The sequence below is a fragment of the Photobacterium sp. J15 genome (assembly GCF_963870815.1).
GTDB classification, from domain to species: domain Bacteria; phylum Pseudomonadota; class Gammaproteobacteria; order Enterobacterales; family Vibrionaceae; genus Photobacterium; species Photobacterium marinum.
This window is the reverse complement of the sequence record NZ_CAWMUI010000002.1, coordinates 1,318,012-1,338,265: the sequence shown is the minus strand read 5'-3', so window position 1 is coordinate 1,338,265 and position 20,254 is coordinate 1,318,012. Positions and strand designations below refer to the sequence as shown.

At 44.2% G+C, this 20,254-nt stretch carries 17 protein-coding genes, 1 tRNA gene and 1 pseudogene; 10 read left to right on the top strand and 9 right to left on the bottom strand.

Features of this window, described 5'->3' with window-relative positions; genetic code table 11:
- Window positions 1–29: 29 nt before the first annotated feature.
- Together AACQ93_RS22975 and AACQ93_RS22970 are read right to left on the bottom strand one after the other, a co-directional pair.
- Window positions 30–302 (bottom strand): DUF1471 domain-containing protein, encoded by a 273-nt coding sequence (locus AACQ93_RS22975; RefSeq protein ID WP_007468505.1) that lies wholly within the window; start codon window positions 300–302, stop codon window positions 30–32.
- Window positions 303–433: 131 nt separating this feature from the next.
- Window positions 434–1,915 carry an FMN-binding glutamate synthase family protein gene (locus AACQ93_RS22970; protein ID WP_198160241.1) on the bottom strand — a complete coding sequence of 494 codons (1,482 nt, stop codon included), beginning with the start codon at window positions 1,913–1,915 and terminating at the stop codon, window positions 434–436.
- A 184-nt stretch (window positions 1,916–2,099) separates the two neighbouring features.
- Here AACQ93_RS22970 and AACQ93_RS22965 point away from each other — a divergent pair, with 184 nt between their 5' ends.
- Together AACQ93_RS22965 and AACQ93_RS22960 are read left to right on the top strand one after the other, a co-directional pair.
- Window positions 2,100–3,608, top strand: coding sequence for a thymidine phosphorylase family protein (locus tag AACQ93_RS22965; protein ID WP_064609182.1), 1,509 nt, complete (start codon window positions 2,100–2,102; stop codon window positions 3,606–3,608).
- A complete protein-coding gene (locus AACQ93_RS22960; RefSeq protein ID WP_064609180.1) occupies window positions 3,608–4,531 on the top strand; it encodes a ribose-phosphate diphosphokinase in 924 nt (307 codons plus the stop codon). The genes AACQ93_RS22965 and AACQ93_RS22960 overlap by 1 nt, the downstream gene beginning before the upstream one ends.
- Window positions 4,532–4,605: 74 nt before the next feature.
- On the opposite strand, the gene AACQ93_RS22955 is transcribed toward AACQ93_RS22960, so the two are convergent.
- Window positions 4,606–5,514 (bottom strand): chemotaxis protein, encoded by a 909-nt coding sequence (locus AACQ93_RS22955; RefSeq protein WP_157097641.1) that lies wholly within the window; start codon window positions 5,512–5,514, stop codon window positions 4,606–4,608.
- A 535-nt stretch (window positions 5,515–6,049) separates the two neighbouring features.
- Between AACQ93_RS22955 and AACQ93_RS22950 the strand changes: the two genes are divergently transcribed.
- The 4 genes from AACQ93_RS22950 (at window position 6,050) to AACQ93_RS22935 (ending at window position 9,316) form a co-directional block, all read left to right on the top strand.
- Window positions 6,050–7,987 (top strand): glycosyl hydrolase family 18 protein, encoded by a 1,938-nt coding sequence (locus AACQ93_RS22950; protein ID WP_064609178.1) that lies wholly within the window; start codon window positions 6,050–6,052, stop codon window positions 7,985–7,987.
- Between the two features lie 139 nt (window positions 7,988–8,126).
- The gene (locus AACQ93_RS22945; protein ID WP_064609176.1) at window positions 8,127–8,309 is read left to right on the top strand and encodes a hypothetical protein; all 183 of its coding nucleotides are present in this window, start codon (window positions 8,127–8,129) and stop codon (window positions 8,307–8,309) included.
- A gap of 225 nt (window positions 8,310–8,534) precedes the next feature.
- Window positions 8,535–8,609, top strand: a tRNA-Gly gene (locus AACQ93_RS22940).
- Window positions 8,610–8,866: 257 nt separating this feature from the next.
- The gene (locus AACQ93_RS22935) at window positions 8,867–9,316 is read left to right on the top strand and encodes a dCMP deaminase family protein (RefSeq protein WP_064609174.1); all 450 of its coding nucleotides are present in this window, start codon (window positions 8,867–8,869) and stop codon (window positions 9,314–9,316) included.
- Window positions 9,317–9,405: 89 nt separating this feature from the next.
- Here the strand turns inward: AACQ93_RS22935 and AACQ93_RS22930 are convergent, their stop codons facing one another.
- The 3 genes and pseudogenes from AACQ93_RS22930 to AACQ93_RS22920 all read right to left on the bottom strand — a co-directional run bounded on the left by AACQ93_RS22930 (window position 9,406) and on the right by AACQ93_RS22920 (window position 11,559).
- The gene (locus AACQ93_RS22930) at window positions 9,406–10,218 is read right to left on the bottom strand and encodes a bifunctional 5,10-methylenetetrahydrofolate dehydrogenase/5,10-methenyltetrahydrofolate cyclohydrolase (RefSeq protein WP_064609173.1); all 813 of its coding nucleotides are present in this window, start codon (window positions 10,216–10,218) and stop codon (window positions 9,406–9,408) included.
- Window positions 10,219–10,451: 233 nt separating this feature from the next.
- Window positions 10,452–11,020, bottom strand: a pseudogene (locus tag AACQ93_RS22925) (YceI family protein).
- 2 nt (window positions 11,021–11,022) lie between these two features.
- Window positions 11,023–11,559 (bottom strand): cytochrome b, encoded by a 537-nt coding sequence (locus AACQ93_RS22920; RefSeq protein WP_064609718.1) that lies wholly within the window; start codon window positions 11,557–11,559, stop codon window positions 11,023–11,025.
- Between the two features lie 572 nt (window positions 11,560–12,131).
- Between AACQ93_RS22920 and AACQ93_RS22915 the strand changes: the two genes are divergently transcribed.
- The gene (locus AACQ93_RS22915) at window positions 12,132–12,929 is read left to right on the top strand and encodes an EAL domain-containing protein (RefSeq protein ID WP_064609171.1); all 798 of its coding nucleotides are present in this window, start codon (window positions 12,132–12,134) and stop codon (window positions 12,927–12,929) included.
- A 50-nt stretch (window positions 12,930–12,979) separates the two neighbouring features.
- Here the strand turns inward: AACQ93_RS22915 and AACQ93_RS22910 are convergent, their stop codons facing one another.
- Together AACQ93_RS22910 and AACQ93_RS22905 are read right to left on the bottom strand one after the other, a co-directional pair.
- Complete coding sequence (locus AACQ93_RS22910; protein WP_064609170.1) at window positions 12,980–14,365, bottom strand: class II fumarate hydratase; 1,386 nt, start codon at window positions 14,363–14,365, stop codon at window positions 12,980–12,982.
- Window positions 14,366–14,376: 11 nt separating this feature from the next.
- On the bottom strand, window positions 14,377–14,760 hold the full coding sequence (locus tag AACQ93_RS22905) for a hypothetical protein (RefSeq protein ID WP_064609168.1): 384 nt from the start codon (window positions 14,758–14,760) through the stop codon (window positions 14,377–14,379).
- A gap of 311 nt (window positions 14,761–15,071) precedes the next feature.
- On the opposite strand from AACQ93_RS22905, the gene AACQ93_RS22900 reads away from it, so the two are divergent.
- On the top strand, window positions 15,072–15,350 hold the full coding sequence (locus tag AACQ93_RS22900; protein WP_084419418.1) for a PepSY domain-containing protein: 279 nt from the start codon (window positions 15,072–15,074) through the stop codon (window positions 15,348–15,350).
- A 57-nt stretch (window positions 15,351–15,407) separates the two neighbouring features.
- On the opposite strand, the gene AACQ93_RS22895 is transcribed toward AACQ93_RS22900, so the two are convergent.
- Window positions 15,408–16,829 carry an alpha-amylase family glycosyl hydrolase gene (locus tag AACQ93_RS22895; protein WP_064609166.1) on the bottom strand — a complete coding sequence of 474 codons (1,422 nt, stop codon included), beginning with the start codon at window positions 16,827–16,829 and terminating at the stop codon, window positions 15,408–15,410.
- 367 nt (window positions 16,830–17,196) lie between these two features.
- On the opposite strand from AACQ93_RS22895, the gene glgC reads away from it, so the two are divergent.
- Both glgC and glgA read left to right on the top strand, forming a co-directional pair.
- Window positions 17,197–18,414, top strand: a complete 1,218-nt coding sequence (glgC, locus tag AACQ93_RS22890; RefSeq protein ID WP_007462530.1) for a glucose-1-phosphate adenylyltransferase — start codon at window positions 17,197–17,199, stop codon at window positions 18,412–18,414.
- Window positions 18,404–19,927: a glycogen synthase GlgA gene (gene glgA / locus AACQ93_RS22885; protein ID WP_064609164.1), complete on the top strand. Its 1,524-nt coding sequence runs from the start codon at window positions 18,404–18,406 to the stop codon at window positions 19,925–19,927. Before glgC ends, glgA begins: the two co-directional genes overlap by 11 nt.
- The last annotated feature ends 327 nt before the right edge of the window (window positions 19,928–20,254 follow it).

The following is a 20,254-nucleotide window of genomic DNA, read 5'->3' as shown; positions in this document are numbered from 1 at the left end:
CTGCTGTTTTTCTGTAAGCACGATTTGTCTCAGTGTTTGTACAGATCAACAACCACCGTCAGTGTGTCGTTGAAGGTGTTTTCAGACAGATCCTGGATTACATAATAGTCAGATTTTTTATTCTTGATTGAGCGATTGATCAGGCGGTGGAAATTGTCGTCGATATCACCGTTAATGGTAATCGTTTCAACAAGCTTATATTTACCATTCTGTAGTTTTGATGGTGAGATTTCTTTCGGTAACGCAAAAGCGTTTGCCGACAGGGCAAGAATCAGAGTTGTGAATATAGCGCGTTTAAACATGGAGTGACCTTTCAAGCCTTTGTCAATCAGGGATTATTATCTGTTATTGATACTTTGCCACAGCTGTAAATCCTTTTGTCAAACTACAGTTAAAATACAGCTCGTAGTTGCGAGCATGATCAAAACAGCCCTTAAAAATGGTTTTCATACAGTTTTTCCAAGGCAACAGACAAACCATTTTCCGTCACAATTCGGATATGTGATTTATTAAGCTCTCTGACGTTGGTTAATCCGCAGGAGTGCGCAATCAGGCCGATACCGTAATGGATATACTTGTTGTAGTTAGCAACACGTTGCGTTTTATCTTCAACATTCAGCCCTTGCTGTAGCCGTTTGTTGTGGGTCGTTATACCTGTCGGGCACGTGTCTTTATTACACTGAAGTGCCTGGATACAACCGAGAGCAAACATATAGCCACGAGCCGAGACAACAAAATCGGCACCTAAAGCAATAGCCCATGCAACTTTCGATGGGGTGATAAGCTTGCCCGAGGCGATAATTTTGATTCTGTCTTTGAGTTGCCTTTCTTCGAGCATACTAGCGACCATTGGCAGGCTTTCCTTAAGGGGAAGACCAACATAATCCATCAATGGTTGGGGGGCTGCACCGGTTCCGCCGTCAGCGCTGTCTATGGTAATGAAATCCGGAGCACTCTCGGCACCTCTGCGCTCTATTTCAAGCAGCAATTGCTCAAACCAATTCATTGAACCAAATACCGCTTTAAAACCAACAGGTTTGCCTGTGGCCTCTCGAATAAAGGCAATTCTATCGAGCAGGTCACTTACAGTGCGGATATCTTTATGCCCGTTTGGGCTGATGGAATCCTGACCTTGAGGAATCCCCCTTATTTGCGCTACTTCTGCGGTCACTTTTTTACCGGGCAGAATGCCGCCTTTGCCAGGTTTGGCTCCCTGGCTGATTTTTATCTCAAACATTTTAACTTCAGGGTGGGCGGCGACGGCTTTGAGTTTTTCTTCGCTTAAGTTGCCGGACTCATCCCTGACGCCATACTTTGCAGTGCCAATCTGAAAAACAATGTCTGCTTTACCTTCAAGATGATAAGAGCTTAGCCCACCTTCACCTGTATTCATCCAACACCCAGCCTGTGATGCACCTTTTGAAAGTGCCCTGACTGCCGGTTTGGAAATCGCCCCATAACTCATGCCGGAGATGTTAAATATGGAGCTGGTGGTGTAAGGGTGACGGCAATGGGTACCAATAGTTATTGGTGCCGGGCTGACAGCATCTTCAGCAAGGGTTGGAAAAGCACAGTTCATGAACATGATGGTGCCGGTGGGATCCAGACTGCGGCTGGAACCAAAAGCGATAGTCCGGTCGACATTTTTAGCGGCTTTATAGACCCAGCTGCGCTCAGCACGGTTAAAGGGCATTTCTTCACGATCCATGGCGAAAAAGTATTGGCGAAAGAATTCCCCCTGTTTCTCGAACAGATAACGAAAACGGCCAATGATTGGGTAATTATGGCGGATTGCTTGTTTATGCTGCGAGACATCTACAATGTACATGTAGATCAAAAACAGTACGCCGAGGCCAACCAGTAAGATAAACAGGCCTGATAAAAAGTCGATACTGACCAGAATAAAATCACCCATACTCCCCCTGTTTTTGTTATTTGGCTGATTAGTAATTTGGGGCTACCTGACAAAATAGTCCGCCACCGCAGAATATGAAAAAAATCAAGCCATAATAATATAGACCACCGTCTGAAAATTGATGGTTGCTGTAGGTGTTAGTGCTCACTTTGATTAATAACGAGAAAGAACCAGGGTAGGGCTTATGAGCAAAAAGCATCATCATCTAATAGCCATGGACATGGGGATAGATACACATCAGGAGCCGGTTGTTTACATGAGAAACGACTGTCATATCTGTCGTGCGGAAGGATTTACTGCTAACTCAAGAGTGACGATTGAACTCAGGGGAAGGCAGCTGATTGCGACGTTAAACGTTGTTGAGCAGTATGTTTTACCGCGAAACCATATCGGCTTTTCCAAGGTTGCGGCAGAGCGGCTGGGTATCGCTTATGGCGACAGTATTCGAGTAAAGCACGGTCCTGTTCTTTTATCACTCAGTGCTCTGCGTAAGAAAATATATGGTAATGAGCTTAACGAGGCGGAAATCCGCGCGATTATCGGTGATATCAGCACTAATCGTTATAGTGATATTGAAATAGCCAGCTTCCTCAGTGCTTGCGCCGGTCATCGATTAAGCGCACCTGAAATTATTTTTCTAACTCGGGCCATGGTGAACTGTGGTGAAAAGCTCAGCTGGCCCGGACATGAAAAGGTATTTGATAAGCATTGTATTGGCGGTTTGCCAGGCAACAGGACAACACCTCTAGTTGTGGCCATAGTGAGTGCGGCCGGTCTGATTATTCCCAAAACGTCTTCTCGTTCCATCACCTCTCCGGCGGGCACTGCCGATGCGATGGAAACCCTTACCCGCATAGAACTGGGACTGGATGAAATCCAAAAGGTTATATCCCATACGGGAGCCTGTCTTGTCTGGGGGGGAGCCGTGAACTTAAGTCCAGTTGATGAAGTTTTGATCAGGGTTGAACGAGCCCTGGATTTGGATGGTGAAGGCCAGCTTATTGCTTCGGTTTTGTCGAAGAAAATAGCGGCAGGTTCAACGCATGTACTGATTGATATACCTGTTGGTGAAACGGCAAAAATCAGAACTCAGGCCGATGCAGAAAGGCTGGCTGCTTTGTTTACTGAAGTGGGCTCTGCGCTGGGGTTAGCTGTGCGCTGTGTAATTAGTGACGGAACTAAACCAGTCGGCAGTGGCATAGGACCGGCTGAAGAAATGCGTGATGTATTGGCTGTTCTACAAAACAAGCGATCTGCGCCAAAGGATTTACGTCAGCGTGCTTTGTTTTTAGCCGCACAGTTACTGGATTTTGCTCGTGGCAAAGGCATTGATGAAGCACTGAGCCTGGCAACGTCACTCCTTAGCAGTGGTAGGGCATGGCAGCAATTTCAGCACATCATTGACGTTCAGGGGGAACGAAAAGAGCTGCCGATGGCGAAGCATCAGGATATTCAGTACGCCCTGCAGAGTGGTATTGTCTACGATATAGATAATCGGCGATTGTCCCGGCTGGCTAAACTTGCCGGAGCTCCCGGAGAAGCCAGTGCCGGATTGAGATTACACGTCAATGTCGGCAATAAGGTAGATCAGGGGCAGCCATTATTTACTTTATTTACGGCCAGCCTAGGAGAGCGGGATTATGCCTTGTCCTATTACCGGGATAATTTCGATATGTTTGAAATAGGAGACTGATGATGAGTGAAACATCAACGGAAGCGGTCTTATTTGCGCTTGAACCACATTCGCTATTTTACAGTTTGTGCAAGAAGTTAGAGCTAAACCCGGGATTTCACAGCTTCCGTCGGTTTCCGGATAATGAGTCTTATCTGCGTGTCGAGACATCGGTAAAAGATAAGCACTGTATTATCCTTGCTGATTTATCCCATCCTGACAGTAAATGTCTCCATTTACTTTTTATGGCTGAAACGCTTCGTGAGCTGGGGGCGGCTTCCGTCGGACTGATTGCGCCTTATTTATGTTATCTCCGCCAGGACAAACGTTTTGTGGCCGGAGAGGCGGTGACTTCAAGGATCTTCGCCAGCTTGTTATCACAGCATGTCGACTGGCTGGTGACTGTCGATCCACATCTTCACCGTTACCATTCCTTAAATGAGGTGTATTCCATACCGTGCCGGGTTGTGCATGGCGGCTCGTTGCTGGCGACATGGTTGGCATCGCAACAGAATGTTTTATTAGTCGGGCCTGATGCAGAAAGTGAGCAATGGGTGGCTCAGGTTTCAGAGCAGAGTGGTCACCCCTATGTTATTGGTGAAAAACAACGACTGGGAGATAGAGAGGTTGTTGTGACTTTGCCTGATTTGGATGCTCATCAGGGTTGTTCGGTTGTCATTATTGATGATGTGATATCCAGCGGACATACGCTGATTCAATGTATTGATGCATTGCAAAAGCAGCAGTTTGATGATGTCTCTTGTGCTGCAATTCATGGCATTTTTGTCGGTGAGGCTGAAGAACGCCTTAAGGAGAGAGGGATCAGGAAGTTGGTAACGACTAACTCGATCCCTCATCACACTAATGAGATTGATTTGAGTGAGTCGTTGGTAATTCCAGTATCGGAAAGTCTTATCGAGATAGATGAGTTAGGAAAAAAATAGCTATCTATATGATTTAAAGCAGATAAAGAAAGGCCCACCGTAATTGTGGGCCTCATTTTATTTGGTTATTCTATTTAGCTTTCCGTTTCAAGGTCGCTGATTTTTTCTGCTCCGCGAAGCATCGCGTGGATCAGTTCGTTAGCTTCGAATTTGGTCAGAGCTTCATGGGCTCCAACCTGATGAGCTTGAGATACACTGATCTCACTGGAAAGCGAAGTGTGCAGAATAATGTAAGCATGGTTCAGTTTATCACTGTTCTGAACTTCGAATGCCAGTTCATAACCGTCCAGTCCCGGCATTTCAATATCACTTACCAGAATATCGAAAGGTTCACCGGCATCAGCTGCATGCTCAAGCATAGTCAGAGCATCACGGCCGTTAGTTGCAAAGAAGTATGGAATGCTGATGCTGTCCAGCGCCTGTGACAGCTGGCGGCGAGCAACTGCGGAGTCATCAACCAGCAGGATTTTTAACGGTCGCAGTATTTCTCGTTGGACATCAGTCAGAATCGGATGAAGGCTGTCCGGATTGTCCGGATAAACTTTTGAAAGTAGCAGTTCAACATCAAGTAGTTGTACTTGCTTATCTTCAACATTCATTACCCCGGTTACGAAGACATTCTTACCGAGAGCGCTTGGTGGCGCATCGATTTTGTGCCAGTCGCATTCGGTAATTTTGTCAATGCCACGAACCAGGAAGCCAACCAGCATTCGTCGACAATCTGTGATGATGATGTAGCAGTCTTTAAGCTCTTCTTTAGTTAGCGGCGGATAGCCAACAGCCTTAGCCATGTCAATGACCGGAAGGGTGTCGCCGCGCAGAGTCGCAGCCCCCAAAACAGTAGGGTGTGAATGGGGGATAGCTGTAAGACGTGTATATGGAACAATTTCTTTTACTTTCAGCGTACCGATAGCGAAAGTTTGCAGTGGTGTCAGCCGAAACAGCAGCATACCCTGAGATTGATTCGTCGCGGATTTGATCATTTTCAATCCCTGTTTGCGCATTATGTAGGATTCAGAACTTTACCCATATGTTAGCTGTTTGAAGAGTTAATAGGAAACTAACTTGATGGGTTTTCAGGGATTTATTGATCTGGGTATGCAAAGCTGATGTAACTTAGGTTTTTTGTCACGAATTAGCAAACAAATCATTGTTGAAGATATGAATACTTAATTCATGTTGCAAACAGAGGTATGCCTCAGTAGTTATTTATAATTCTGAATGCGTATAGTTTGGAATTAATAACGGCAAAAAAATGTACAGTGTTGCGTGTTGGTTGCAATTTTGCTTGAGCTGTTACTGAAACTTGTCAAATATTTTCGCATATCAAAAAAAGATCGATAACACTAACTCTGCGCTTATTGGAGTGGCTTTCAGAGGCCCGGTTCGTTGGATATCAAGAAGTAGTGTAGGTGATATAACTGGCAACTCACTAAGCCAGAAACGATAAGCAGACACAGGTAACCACAATGTGCTTGTGGTCCGAACTTATTTGATAAACGATACGTGGAGTAAGACATGCAAAAGGGATTGAACCTGAGCAAAATTGCTGGCGCAGTAGCTGCTACTATGTTGATGGCAGGAATTGCTGGTACTGCTGTAGCTGCACCAACTCATGACAAGAATGTAATTGGTTACATTACACAATGGGAAGCATGGAAAGGCCCCAATGAAGGCTTTACCGCCAAAGGGGAAGCTAACCATCTTAACGTCAATATGGATATTTACTCGATCCTTAACTTTTCTTTCTTTGGTGTTGCTAAAGACGGTTCCTTGCACAGTGGTGACCTGAGGAACAAGAGTATCTATCAGCCAGGTGCTGTCCAGGAGCCAGGTCCGTTGTTGCATCCGGACGTTTACTCCAGCTGGGACTTCCATATTCTTTGGGGTGAGTTAGAGTATGTTCATCAATTCCCTAGCAATGAACCATGGAATCAGGATCAGTATCTGAAAGTTAAAGAACAAGGGTTTTTACCGCATGGTAATGGCTGGCTACATGAGCCGACTGGTATTACCGGGCAGTTCCCGATTCCATTGAAAAAGGCTGGTGGTGCGCCGGGCCTGATCGATCTTGCTCATTCTAAAGGTGTGAAGGTAATGGCATCTCTGGGTGGCTGGAGTATGTCTAAGCACTTCCCTGAAATGGCAGCAGATCCAGTTAAGAAAGCGCGTTTCATGGCGGATATCGATAAGCTGATGGCCCTGGGTTTCGATGGTATTGATATTGACTGGGAATACCCAGGTACTGGTGGTATGAACTTCCAGGGTAACCCTGAAGATTACGCTAATTTTGAGCTGTTGATGGAAGATCTTCGTAAGAAGATCGGGCCAAATAAGCTTCTGACTGCGGCATTCTCTGCATCGACTGCGAAATTAGAAGGATTTAACTGGTCTCGCCTGTCTGCCAGTATGGACTATTTCAACATGATGACTTATGACCTCAATGGTGGCTGGTCTAATGTTGCAGGTCATAACGCTCCGCTATATCCATACCCAGAAGAAGAATATGCTGGTTTGAATCTTGACCATCTACGTAACTGGATGGCTGCTAAAGGTATTCCTTCCGATAAGATTAACTTCGGTGCCGCTTTCTATGGCCGTGGTGTCCAGACAACAGAAGCCCAGGCTTATGTTGGTGCTCCAACGGATAAACGCACTGTAAACTTTAGTGTGGATGGTCCGACAGAGTCGGCGGTTGACTTGGACAACTGGAAAGTCTTTGAAGGCCAGCCTAACTATAACTACATCGTAAAAACTCCGGGGTGGGAACATAAATGGGATGCGAACGCAGAAGTCCCATATGCTGTTAAAGGTAAGTACTTCCTGAGCTACGATGATGTTCCGTCTATCGAGAAAAAAGCCCAGTACATTGTCGATAATAACCTTGGTGGTGTTATTGTCTGGCAGGTTCACGGCGATATTAAATGTGAAGGTTCGATTGTCAGCCGCGGACGTATGCTGAAAGAGTGTACCAAGCTGAGCTCACCACTGGCTGAAGCGATTGATCGTGTATTCACTACCGGTGGTGGTGGTACAGCCCCTAATCATGCGCCGGTTCTGACTGTTCCTGCTGCTCAGTCTGCTCAACCAGGGCAGACTATCAGCTTCACGGTATCAGCTACTGATGCTGATGTCGGTGATAAGTTGTCCTTCAGCGCCACCAATGCAACTGTTGTTGATAACGGCGATGGCAGTGCAACGGTAACCTACAAAGCCCCAAATACAGCTACAAGTCTGAAAGAAGTCGTGTCTATTACGGTAACCGACGGTAGCAAGAGTGTGACAAAAGATGTTGTTGTAAACGTAGATGTTGCCGGCACTGGTGAAACTACCTGGGATGCAGGTAAGGTTTACGTAGGTGGTGACATTGTTGTCTACAACGGTGTGAAATATAAGGCTAAGTGGTGGACAAAAGGAGATAAGCCTGGAGAAAGTGATGTTTGGCAAAAAATCTGATTGTCAGCTTAACTTTTATTAAATGTGTAAAGCCCTGATTCTGTCAGGGCTTTTGTGTTTTATAGGAAAATATCCATACGAGCACTATAGTTAATAAGGTAGTTGGTTGGCTACTTGTATATTTTTGAGGTGGGCGAATATGGAGCTACGTAATAAATCTGGAGAAGTCGCTAAACTCGCAGATAACTTGACCTTGAAAGAGATCGTCGATATGGGGTTCTCATTGGATATCTGTGACGAAAGCTACGATCCTAATGAACACTGGACAGTGAGTGGTAAGGCACCCAAAGGTAAAGAAGAGAAAGATTACCCATCAAGCTGAGATTTAGTTGTACAGTTTTTAGAGCAGGGGCCGGCAATGTCCGGCTTTTGTTTTGGCAATTTGAACACGGTGTTAGCTTATAGGTGATTGAATTTTAAGCACTTGGTTGAGGATTTTGTGATCTGTGTCATATTCGAAGAATCAGTGCTTTATTTTGTTGGCGGATCTGACATTATGAATTCAGTTCGATGCACATCACGTTAGTTTCAACTGACGCATCCAGAAGCGGGCATCGTATAATGGCTATTACCTCAGCCTTCCAAGCTGATGATGCGGGTTCGATTCCCGCTGCCCGCTCCAAGAATTATTCAAGAAAAGCCCACACTTAGGTGTGGGCTTTTCTGTATCTGCAGGCTTGAAAAATAGTATTACTTTTGGTTCGATTTCTTGTCGACAACTGCGAATAAACCAACAACTTTAATCAGTAGTAATATTAAGGAATAAATTGATAGCTAGTACCTATCACCTGTTTGCAACTGTATATCATTCAAAATCCCCTTGTAGTGGCTTGTTAAGTCTTGCAAAATAAAGGCAATAGCTACAACAAGGTGAAGATCATGATTTCTAAATGGGCTGTGCGCTTTTTCCAAATGGCCGAGTTGGTAGGTTCCTGGAGTAAGGACCCGTCGACACAAGTGGGGGCCGTGATCACGCAAGGTAACCGCATCGTATCCGTTGGTTTTAACGGTTATCCGCATGGTATATCAGACAGTGCGGATATTGATGACCGTGATATGAAGCTACTGAAAACGCTGCATGCGGAAGAGAATGCAATCTTGTTCTCTAAACGTGACTTGGCTGGCTGTGATATCTGGGTGACACACTTTCCGTGCCCGAACTGTGCGGCTAAAATCATTCAGACTGGTATTTCTGTAGTTAACTGCCCGGAACAGACCGAAGATTTCCTGTCTCGTTGGGGGGACAAAATCAAAGTAAGTCAGGATATGTTTACTCAGGCCGGGGTGACGATTAATTGGTTGCCACTGGACGAATTGGCGAAGAAATAAAGCTGTTTAAGCTGACCTAACAAAACGAATAAGGCTACCTTCGGGTAGCCTTATTTTTATCGCAATTTCGGATTATAGCTGGCAGTTCATTAACCTTGCGCGCATTCAGCAAGCTTTACTGCATTACCTAATACATGAAGGCAAGTTAAACGACCAACACCACCTGGCACAGGAGTAATTGCTGCCATTGGTTCAACTTCAAAATTATGCTTAACGTCACCAACCAGCTTTCCGTCAACACGGTTGATGCCGACATCAATGATTAGCTGCCCTTTAAAGAATTGTGTGCTTTCCAGAACACCATAGGCGCCGGTAGCAACCACAACAACGTCATATCGTTTCCAGTCTACAGACTCAAGGTCTGAGCGGCTGTTAAAGCTTGATACTGTACTTTGGCGGTTAATCAGTTCAATTGCCAGTGGCTTACCAACGATGTTACTACGGCCCACAACAGCGACTTTCAGGCCGGCGAAATTATTTTCACCAAAGTGGCTTGCAATGATATCGATGGTTGCCTGGACTGTGCACGGCAAGATACTGTTCTGCCCCAGAACCAGTTGTCCCAGAGCTTCAGAACCAAAACCGTCAACATCGACTGAAGCTGGTAGATCAGGGGCTTCCAGTCCGTTTGGTAGTGGTAGCTGGAATAAGATTGCATGTTCGGCTTTAGCTGCAATATCATCCAGATCCGACTGTGTGGTTGTTTCTTCTGCAAGGGTGATATGGTTACAGGTCAGGCCCAGTTCGTCAAAAAGACGAATCTTATTGCGAACATAAACCTTGCTTGCCGGATCTTCACCGACAGTGACAATAGTGAGCTGAACCGGCGCGCTAAGTGCGGCAATTTTGTCTTTTAGCGTTGCCAGCTTTGATTCATAAATTGTGTTGATTACTGCTTTCATTTTTCCAAACGCTTGTGACTTTTGTATGATTTATAACTAACTGGATTTTTATTCACAATGCTTTTGTGCAAAAAAATTCAGGAATGATTTGGGCTTAGCCGATATTGTATTGGGTTTATGGCTAAGAATCTTGTGGAAAAAGACAAAGCCTATAAGGAAGGGACAATTTAAGTTTGTTTAATAAAAAAATCCGGCCGAAGCCGGATTTGAAGAATTTTAGTTGGAAGTCAATACTATTGACGAACACCTTCAACATGCAATTCAAGATCCACGTAACTGGATTCACCCATTACCTGAATGCCGAAGTCTTTCAACTCAAGGCGTGTTGTTCCGGTAAAGCCAGCACGATACCCCCCCACGGATCTTCACCTTCGCCGACAAATTGAGCGTCGATACTGATCGGTTTAGTTTGGCCATGAAGGGTTAGCTCACCGTCGATGACCATTTCACCGTTACCTTTAGGTTCAACTTTGGTACTAGTAAATGTTGCAGTTGAATATTTCTTAACTTCCAGGAAGTCGGCGCTGCGAACGTGTTTATCTCGTTCTGCGTGGTTAGTATCAAAACTGCTGGTATCGACTTTGACATTCACTTTTGATGCAGAAAGGTTCATTGGATCATAGTTGAATGTTCCTTCAAAAGTATTAAACCTGCCTTTGATAAAACTGTAGCCTAGGTGTTTGACCTTCAGGTTGATTGAGGCGTGTGCACCCTTGGTATCGATAATGTAGTCAGCTGCAGAAGCTAGCGAAGGGATGGTAAATGCGGTTAGCAATCCCAGAGCAATCAGTTGTTTTTTCATGTTTACTTTACTCCCAACATTTTTCTTAAGGTATTGTCTTTGTTTATGAAATGGTGCTTCAACGCGGCAAGAGCATGAACCGCAGCCAGACCAATCAGAGCTAAAGCCAGGTAGTAGTGGATCTCTCCGGCAATATCAGCCTGATTGGGAAATAGCTCCCCAAGTGCAGGAACAGAAAACCAGTTGAATACTTCAATAGCTCGCCCGTCTGCCGTTGATATTAGATAACCTGAAATGAACATTCCAAATAACATCAAATAAATAACCCCGTGGGCGACTTTTGCTCCAACTTGTTCCCAAGGGGCTCCCTCTATTTTTGGATGTCCTTTTACGTGTTTCCAAATAAGGCGAAATACAGTGGCAAAAGCCAGGCAAAGACCGATTGATTTGTGCCAGTGAGGCACGGGCTTGTACCATTGCGAATAATAGTTCAGATCAACCATCCACAGACCCACAGCAAATAAGCCGATCACAACAACTGCTGATAGCCAGTGAAGCGTGATAGAGAGCCAGTCATAGGATTTACGGGTGTTTTCCATAGTTTGCATAGTCTGTTGATGTTAAGAATAATTCTTATTCTAGTTTTTTTATTTAAAAATATAAGAGTTAACAGTTGAACAACAAGGTCGAAATATTCGAATGAACTATCAGAATTGGTGATCAAGGACTCACCAATGTTCTTAATATCAGTATCTGGTTAATGATAAGTAATTAATTTGGAAGAAACGCAGACATTAAAGCAGGCATCAGTCTGAGAAGGGGGCGATAAGTTACTTGCGTTGTGGCTGTATTGACGCGGAAAAGAATGCTTTCGCGAAACTGGCGGGTAATAGCATTGAGATCATTAAGATAATATCAGGCCAATATGACAGACTTTTTTCAATCATGTGTGTTTTTTAAGGTAACACTGAAAGTCTGACTTAGTTCTAAGAATTTGACTAATTAAGAGTAAAACAATGTGTCGTCTCAAGGGTGAGACACTTCGTCAATGCGTGTATAGGTATGATGGGGGAAAGTTTGTGAATTACATTGTATTTTAATAAGCGCTTACTACTCAAACTAGCGCTTACTATTATGGTTAAACTATAACAAGTCTCAAAATGGGCGTTCAGTGGCTAAAATATTAAGAACAAGGCATGAACTTGAGCAGTATTTGAATAAATCTGAAGCGGGATACTTTTATGCCCGATATCAAGGGTATGCGATGCACAGTGCTTTCCAGCCTATTGTCTCCGCATCGGGTAAGCTTTTTGGTTATGAGGCTTTGTTGAGGGTTTATGATGAGGCTGGCAACAAACTAAAAACTGAGCCATTTTTTAATTCAGAATTTATTAGTACTGCTGAAAGGATTAATTTCGACCGCTTAGCGAGGGTGATTCACCTCCGTAATTTTGCCTATTTTCTTTCAAAAGGTACTCTTTTCCTTAATTTGTCGCCAATTGCAGTAGTAGATTCTGATAAACAAGATTTAACTCAAAAGTCGTTTGTTCGAAGAATTGACGAACTGGGTTTGTCTATTGAACAGATCTATTTTGAGATCCTTGAACACACCTGTTCCTGTGATACTTTGTTGGTTAATTCATTACGTAATTTGCAAGGCTATGGGGCAAGGATTGCTATTGATGATTATGGTGTCGAAGCATCATCTGAAACACGTACACGAAATGTAAAACCGGATATTATAAAAGTGGATCGTAGTCTGCTGCTCAATTACGTTGATGGTCAGAGAGATGAGCTGTTAAGGGTGATTAAGCTGGCTCGGGAGCTGGAGGCGCGTGTTTTGCTCGAGGGCGTGGAAGATTACCGTTGTTACGCAGCAGGCAAGCATTTGCAGGTGGATTATATGCAGGGGTATTTTATTGGACGTCCTGAACTGGTCGATAGTCTATGTCAGTTTGAACCGCTATAGCACCCTGTCCTTCGTTGAAGGGCAGAGCGCCGGTTGTTATTTCTCTAGTTCTACTGGGCAATGCCTCCCTCTGTCAGCTGTTGTGGGTTAAGCAAGTTCTCCAGCTCATTTCTGCTCAATTCTGTTTCTTCTTCTGCAACGTCAATAATTGCACGTTTTTCTTTATAAGCTTTTTTCGCAATTTCTGCGGCTTTCAAATAGCCGATTACTGGGTTTAGTGCTGTAACCAGAATTGGGTTTTTTGCCAGAGCTAGCTGCAGATTATCTTCTCTGACGGTGAAGCTGCTTATCGCCTTATCTGCAAGTTGCGTTGCTGCGTTGGCCAGTAGTTCGATACTTTGAATAAGGTTGAGGGCTATTACCGGCAGCATTACGTTTAGCTGGAAGTTACCAGATTGTCCGGCCACAGTGATGGTGGTGTCATTGCCAATAACCTGGGCGGCAACCATTGCGGCTGATTCAGGAATTACAGGGTTCACTTTTCCCGGCATGATAGATGAACCAGGTTGAAGAGATTCAAGTTCTATTTCCCCTAGGCCGGCAAGTGGGCCGGAGTTCATCCAGCGTAAATCGTTCGAAATTTTCATTACAGCAACAGCGGCAGTTTTTAACTGTCCTGATAGGGCAACAATGGCATCCTGACTACCAAGGTTATAGAAAAAGTTATCACTGGAAGTGAAGTTAATCTCGGTTGATACTGAAATGTTGTTAGTAAAAGTGGCGGCAAACTCAGGATCGGCATTGATTCCTGTGCCAACCGCTGTTCCCCCCTGAGCTAGTGCAGTAACATTTTCCAGTGAATAGTTAATGCCCTGCAGCGCTTTTTCAATCTGAGTTTTCCAACCCAGCAGTTCCTGACCCATAGTGACCGGCATAGCATCCATTAAGTGGGTTCGGCCTGTTTTAACAATATGCCCTACGTTTTCAGCTTTTTGTTCTATGGTAGAAATCAGGTGATTCAGTGCTGGGAACAGGTGGAAATGGCAAGCCAGTGCCGCACTGACCTGAATAGCAGTCGGAATCACATCATTACTGCTTTGTCCCATATTGACGTGGTCGTTTGGGCTGACATTTTGTTTGCTTTTTTTCGATGCTAGGGAGGCAATAACCTCATTGGCGTTCATGTTTGAACTGGTGCCGGAACCGGTCTGGAATACATCAATAGGGAATTGGTCTATGTGATTGCCGTCGATGATTTCCTGACAACTGTCAATAATGGCGTGGGCTATATCACCTTCGAGATGACCAAGTTCCAGGTTACTGCGTGCCGCAGCCTGTTTAACGTATGCTAATGCTTTAATGAATTGGCCCGGCATAGGCATTCCACTGATTGGGAAATTATTGATAGCCCGCTGGGTTTGAGCCTGATACAGCGCGTCAGCAGGGACGTGCACTTCACCCATGCTATCTTTTTCGATTCGAAATTGAGAGCTCATGATAATTATCCTTACAGATCTGAATTGTTATGGATTCGCAATAAGTTACGTTGTAGCGATAAGAAGCGTCTGTGGCCGTCGGCGGAATGACCGTAGAACTTTTTCAGGGCCATCATCGGACAGTAGAGGTGATCGGCACAGATTCGGCGGAATAAACGAGAGTGTTTCTGATGGTTGATCGCTTCAATGAGTAGAAAGAATACTCGTCGTAAGAAAAGTTCCTGCAGTAGTGGATTGGCAGCAGACGAGTAGCGGCAATAATAAGAAGCAAGGTTCAACCCTGACTGGATATATTCAATAATAATGTCCGGTTCATAACCGGAGGCGGCAGAGGGATGTAGAAATCTGTCTTCTGCTTTGAAGTACAGGGTATACAGGAGTGCTTGCTTTTCCATCTGGTGCTCCTTACTTGCATGGTAATGATAATTATTACCACTTGGTAAGGTGTATGCAAGAATAAGCGCTGGTTTATGTAAGTCTATACTATCTTTCTTAGTGCCTTGGGTTGAATACCGATAAAACGAAAGCCATCGTATTGTTACAGATAGTCGACAGGTTTGTCGGTAATGGTGAACGGGCGAGCTGACTCTATGTCAGCTTAAGTAAATGTGTGATTTAAATCACGTTTATTTGGGGGCTACATTAAGAGTTAAACTTAAGGCTTTGATATGATGACGCAAGAAAGTACTTTTAAGTAGGAAATGGTATGAAAGTATGTCAGTTATGGTTGAAGGGAATCGTCCTTGGGAGCTGTTTGTTTTCCGGAATGGTAATGGCCGATCCGGTTGAACCTCCTCATCCGGATATGCTGACTGTTCCCGAAGCAATGAGATTATTGCAAAGCCAGGGATATCATGATTTCAGGAAAATCAAAGTTGAGCGTGACGAAAATGAAATAGAAGTCGAAGCGCGTGATAAAGATGGTAAAATGATCGAATTAGAGATTGACCTTTATACCGGGAAAGTTCTTGATGTGGAGTTGTGATATTTATCCACTGGTCAGGTTGGCAGCATCATAAACTGCCAACCATCGTCAATTCACTTACCTGACAAGCATTGCGCAGGACTGCGCTGGCAGAGTCACATTTAAATAGCTTTCCTTATTTGGGTTTGTGTCCTCAGGATCAGTTGAGCTGCGGTCAGCTGATATCTTCGTTACTTTCACCCCTTCCATTTTTAGTAAATCTGTATATTGGCCTGCCGGTAAATCAACATTTATCGCTGAAAGTCCTTTGTTGATAATCACTAGTCCTTTGTCACCACGGCTAAACATAAGGTGGTCATTACTATGTTCAAGGTACTTCATTGGTTGACCGTGAGCATAGTTATGGAATTGGATCATCTTAATCAGTAGCGGGTTATGCCAGGAATCCAACCAGCGTGGAGAGCCATCTTCTTTAGCAATACCACTGGTATCCAGGTCTGAGTAAACCAGAGGTACACCGCCGTCACGTCCGAACAGATAGCAGTAGGCCAATTTTTCATTGATTTCCGACATAATCTGATCCAGAAAGACGTCGTTATTCGGAATATCGTGGGTAGTCGCAAAAGTTATTGCTCTGTCGACAGCCAGAGCTTGCCCCACAGAATACGGGTTGATCAGCCCAGACATTGACTCTTCCTTCTCAAACACATTGAAAAGAGAATGGAAAAGTGGGAAGTCATAGGCCCCTAAATTAGTGGATTTCAAATATGGCTCAAGAAACAGCTCGTACTCTTCCTTAGTCGCCCCGCCATCTGTGATTATTTCACCGAAGATATGGGTACCTTTAGTGATTTCTTCATCCCAAACCAGATGAATGTGTTCCAGCGTCATGTGTTTGGCTGCATCAATTCTGAAGCCATTAATTCCTAATTGTTTAAGTGCTTTCAGGTAAGACTTTTGTGCTTTTACTACATTTACGTTGCATTTTAACGTTGGTAGGCCGGGATCATCACTTCCGCCGCTAATACGCCCATGCTGAACCTGCCATGGATCTTTCCAATTTTTGATAGGGAAAGCGCTTACAAAATCCTGCTCAGTAAACAGAGGTTCGGCTAAGTCACCAAATAGGCGGACAGATTCAGAATAGTCTGGGTTATCTGCGTATTCTTGCTGAACCTGAGAATTAGGGTAGTCGAGATCTGTGCGAAGATCTGACTCATTGGCCATGTGATTAAATACCACATCAGCATAAACCAGCATGCCATGATCTCTGAGGGCCGCTGTCATTTGTCGTAAATCGTTTGTGTTACCGAGTTGGTTATCGATTACCCGGTAGTCTTGTGGTTGGTATCTTTGCCACCATGGAGTGCCATCTTTTGATTTCATTGACTTTAATGGCGGAGAGATAAGTACCGCCTTAAAGCCTGCTTTTGCAATGGCTTCGGCATTTTCAGTGATACGGCGGTAAGGCCAGTCAAAGGCATGCAATATGACATTGGTCGCCTTTGGTGAATCATAAAATGAAACGCTCGTCGTCATCGTTTTTATATCCGTACAAGAAACTGAGAAGAGTCTAATGGGCGGGATTGAAAAAGTATTCAGCTTTTCAGGGGATTGGGGAGTAGGAGATGGGGGGAGTAGACCTGTTTAGCCAGTAAAATCGGGCGATTCAGGACATGTGACAATTCTATAAAATTTATTTATCTGCCATTTTTGAACGATTTTTGTACTTTAGAAGCCACATATTTACGAGATTGTAAGTAGTCCTCCTGCCAAAAAGTGTGAACGCTGTAATAAATTTTTAATTCTGTAATTTATAAAACAAGATTCAGTGCAAATTCATTCTCAACAGGCATGGATGTGTGATATATATGTGCTTGATTGCTTATTAACAAGGAGGTACACCATGGCTGGTGTTTTAGGAATGATTCTGGCTGGTGGAGAAGGTTCTCGCCTGCGCCCTTTAACTGATACACGTACTAAGCCGGCAGTGCCATTTGGTGGCAGTTACCGCCTGATTGACTTCGCATTGAATAACTTTCTGAATGCGGATCTGATGAAGATATATGTGCTGACGCAATTTAAGTCCCAATCTCTTTATGTGCACATGAAAAAAGGTTGGAATGTTTCAGGAATTACAGGACGTTTTATCGATCCTATTCCTGCACAGATGCGGATGGGGAAACGTTGGTACGACGGAACGGCTGATGCTATTTACCAGAACCTCCGCTTTATTGAACTAGAAGCGCCGGATCAGGTTTGTATTTTCGGTAGTGATCATATCTACAAGATGGATGTGAAGCAGATGCTGAATTTCCACATGGAGAAAAAAGCCGATCTGACAGTTTCAGCCTTGCGAATGCCTTTAAATCAGGCAAGTGCATTTGGTGTTATTGAAGTTGATGAAAATGGCTGCATGATTGGCTTTGAAGAAAAGCCTGCGAATCCGAAAGCGATTCCGGGTGATCCTGAACATGCACTTGTATCAATGGGTAACTATATCTTCGAAACCGATGTACTGAGCAAAGAACTGGAAGAAGATGCAGTTAATGAGCACTCAAGCCATGACTTTGGTAAGGACATTATTCCTAAGTTGTTCCCGCTGGGTAAGGTCTTTGTGTACGACTTTACTACTAATATCATCCCTGGTGAGAAAACAACAGGTTACTGGCGCGATGTAGGTACTATCGAGTCTTACTGGCAGGCTCATATGGATTTGCTGTCAGAAGATGCGCCGTTCTCTCTTTATAACCGTCAGTGGCAGCTACATACCTACTATCCGCCACTGCCACCAGCGACCGTACTGGATAGTGACGACTGTAAAGTAGATATCAATAACTGCATGATTTCTGCTGGAAGTTATATACGTGGTGCAAAAGTGTATAAATCGGTTCTTGGTTTCCGCACCAATGTTGATCACTGTACCACCATTAGTGAATCCGTCATTTTAGGTGATGTGAAGATTGGAGCAGGGTGTTCGATCCGTCGTGCTATTATCGATAAGAATGTTCAGATCGCGCCTGGTACTGTCATTGGTGAGAATATCGAAGAGGATAGGAAGAAATACCATGTATCAGACGATGGAATTGTCGTGATACCAAAAGGAGCAAAAATTGGTTACTAGGAAAAAACCGTCTTCGGGTAAACCACTCAAAATTTTATTTGTCGCTTCTGAAGTTGAAGGGTTTGTTAAAACAGGTGGCCTGGCTGATGTGGCTAAGTCACTCCCTTCGGCATTGCAAGCAATGGGACATGATGTTCGTATCGTGATGCCCTTTTATCAACGAATAGCGGGCAGGGAAAAAGCGAAGCTGCTTGTTGATACTGAATTATATGTTGAGACTCAGCCTGCACCGGTTGAATATCAAATAAAGGAACTAGCGTCGACAGTGCCTGTATATGCTGTTGATGCTCCTGAATACTTTGGCCGTGCAGAGTTGTACGCAGAAAATAATCAGGCTTATGCGGATAACGGAGAACGCTTTGCGTTCTTCAGTGCTGCGGCATTGGATCTGTGTGAGAAAGTGGGTTTTCAGCCGGATGTTGTTCATTGTAATGACTGGCATACCGGACTGATTCCGTTTTTATTGCGTACTCGTTATGCAGAAGATGCCTTCTTTGCTGAAACTAAGAGTGTGTTAACGATCCATAATGCAGTCTTTAAAGGGGTCTTTAACTACGATCAGTACAGCCTGATCCCTGAACTGATCCAAAAGCGCTATATCAACCTTGAAGTAGGTCATGCCCATATCAGTATGCTGAAAGCTGGTGTGGCGTTTGCGGATAAGATCAATGCAGTGAGTCCGAACTACGCATCGGAGCTGTTAACTGAGTTGGGTTCTCACGGTATGGCCGAGGATTTCCAGAGCCGGGCAAACGACTTGTACGGCATTGTTAATGGTTGTGATTACGATGATTGGCATCCAGAGACGGATTCATACATCAAGCAAACTTATAAAGCGAGCAAGGTAAGTCTTGCTCGTGGTAAGAAAGCCTGTAAGCGTGATTTACAGCAGCAGGTAGGTTTGCCTGTCGAGGATGTACCGCTTTACGGTATGGTCTGTCGCCTTACAGAGCAAAAAGGCGTGCATTATCTGATCCCTGTGCTGAAAGACTTTCTGGTTAATGATGTTCAGGTTGTTATTGTCGGAACCGGTGATCCTAAGCTGGCTGCGGCTCTTCGTGAAATTAGTGATACACATAAAGAGAAGTTTGCTTTTGTTGAAGCTTATAGCAACCCGCTGGCACACTGTGTTGAGGCCGGAGCTGATTTCTTCATGATGCCATCTGAATTTGAGCCTTGCGGTCTGAATCAGATGTACAGCCTGGCCTACGGTACTCTGCCTATTGTCCGAGCAGTAGGTGGCTTGAAAGATACTGTGATTGACTATGATCAGACACCTCAGGTTGCAACTGGCTTTATGTTTGAATCACCGACGCCGGAAGCGTTGTTAATCAAACTTCAGCGAAGCTTGTTGCTTTACTGTCAACGGCCGCAGGAATTCAAGCGGCTGCAGTTAAATGCGATTGCCTGTAAATTTGACTGGAAGGAATCAGCAGAACAATACATCAGTATGTATTTGGGTGAAGAGAAAGGGCTGGTAACGCCTGTTTTTTCGTCGCAAATAGCTGTCTGATAGTACGTTAATTAGCTGATATTTAGGTATTCCTATCCTCTTAAAGCCCTCACTCGTGAGGGCTTTTTTGTGTTTGTTATTCTCAGAACTTAATTGGCTTATTCATTCCAAAAAGACAACGTTTGCTTGATTTTTATGTTGTGAATCGCAGTGTTACATGAAAATCAGTGAAGTATTGCCATGGGGAATTCTACGTGGCCCTGAAGATACATATAATGAAAAATTATGAGTGCATTTTTCTGTGTGTGAAAATTGTATAAATAAAAATGGTCAAAATGTGCTATTGACAGTGTAAACAGTTAAACAAAAATGTAATAATTTCGAGCT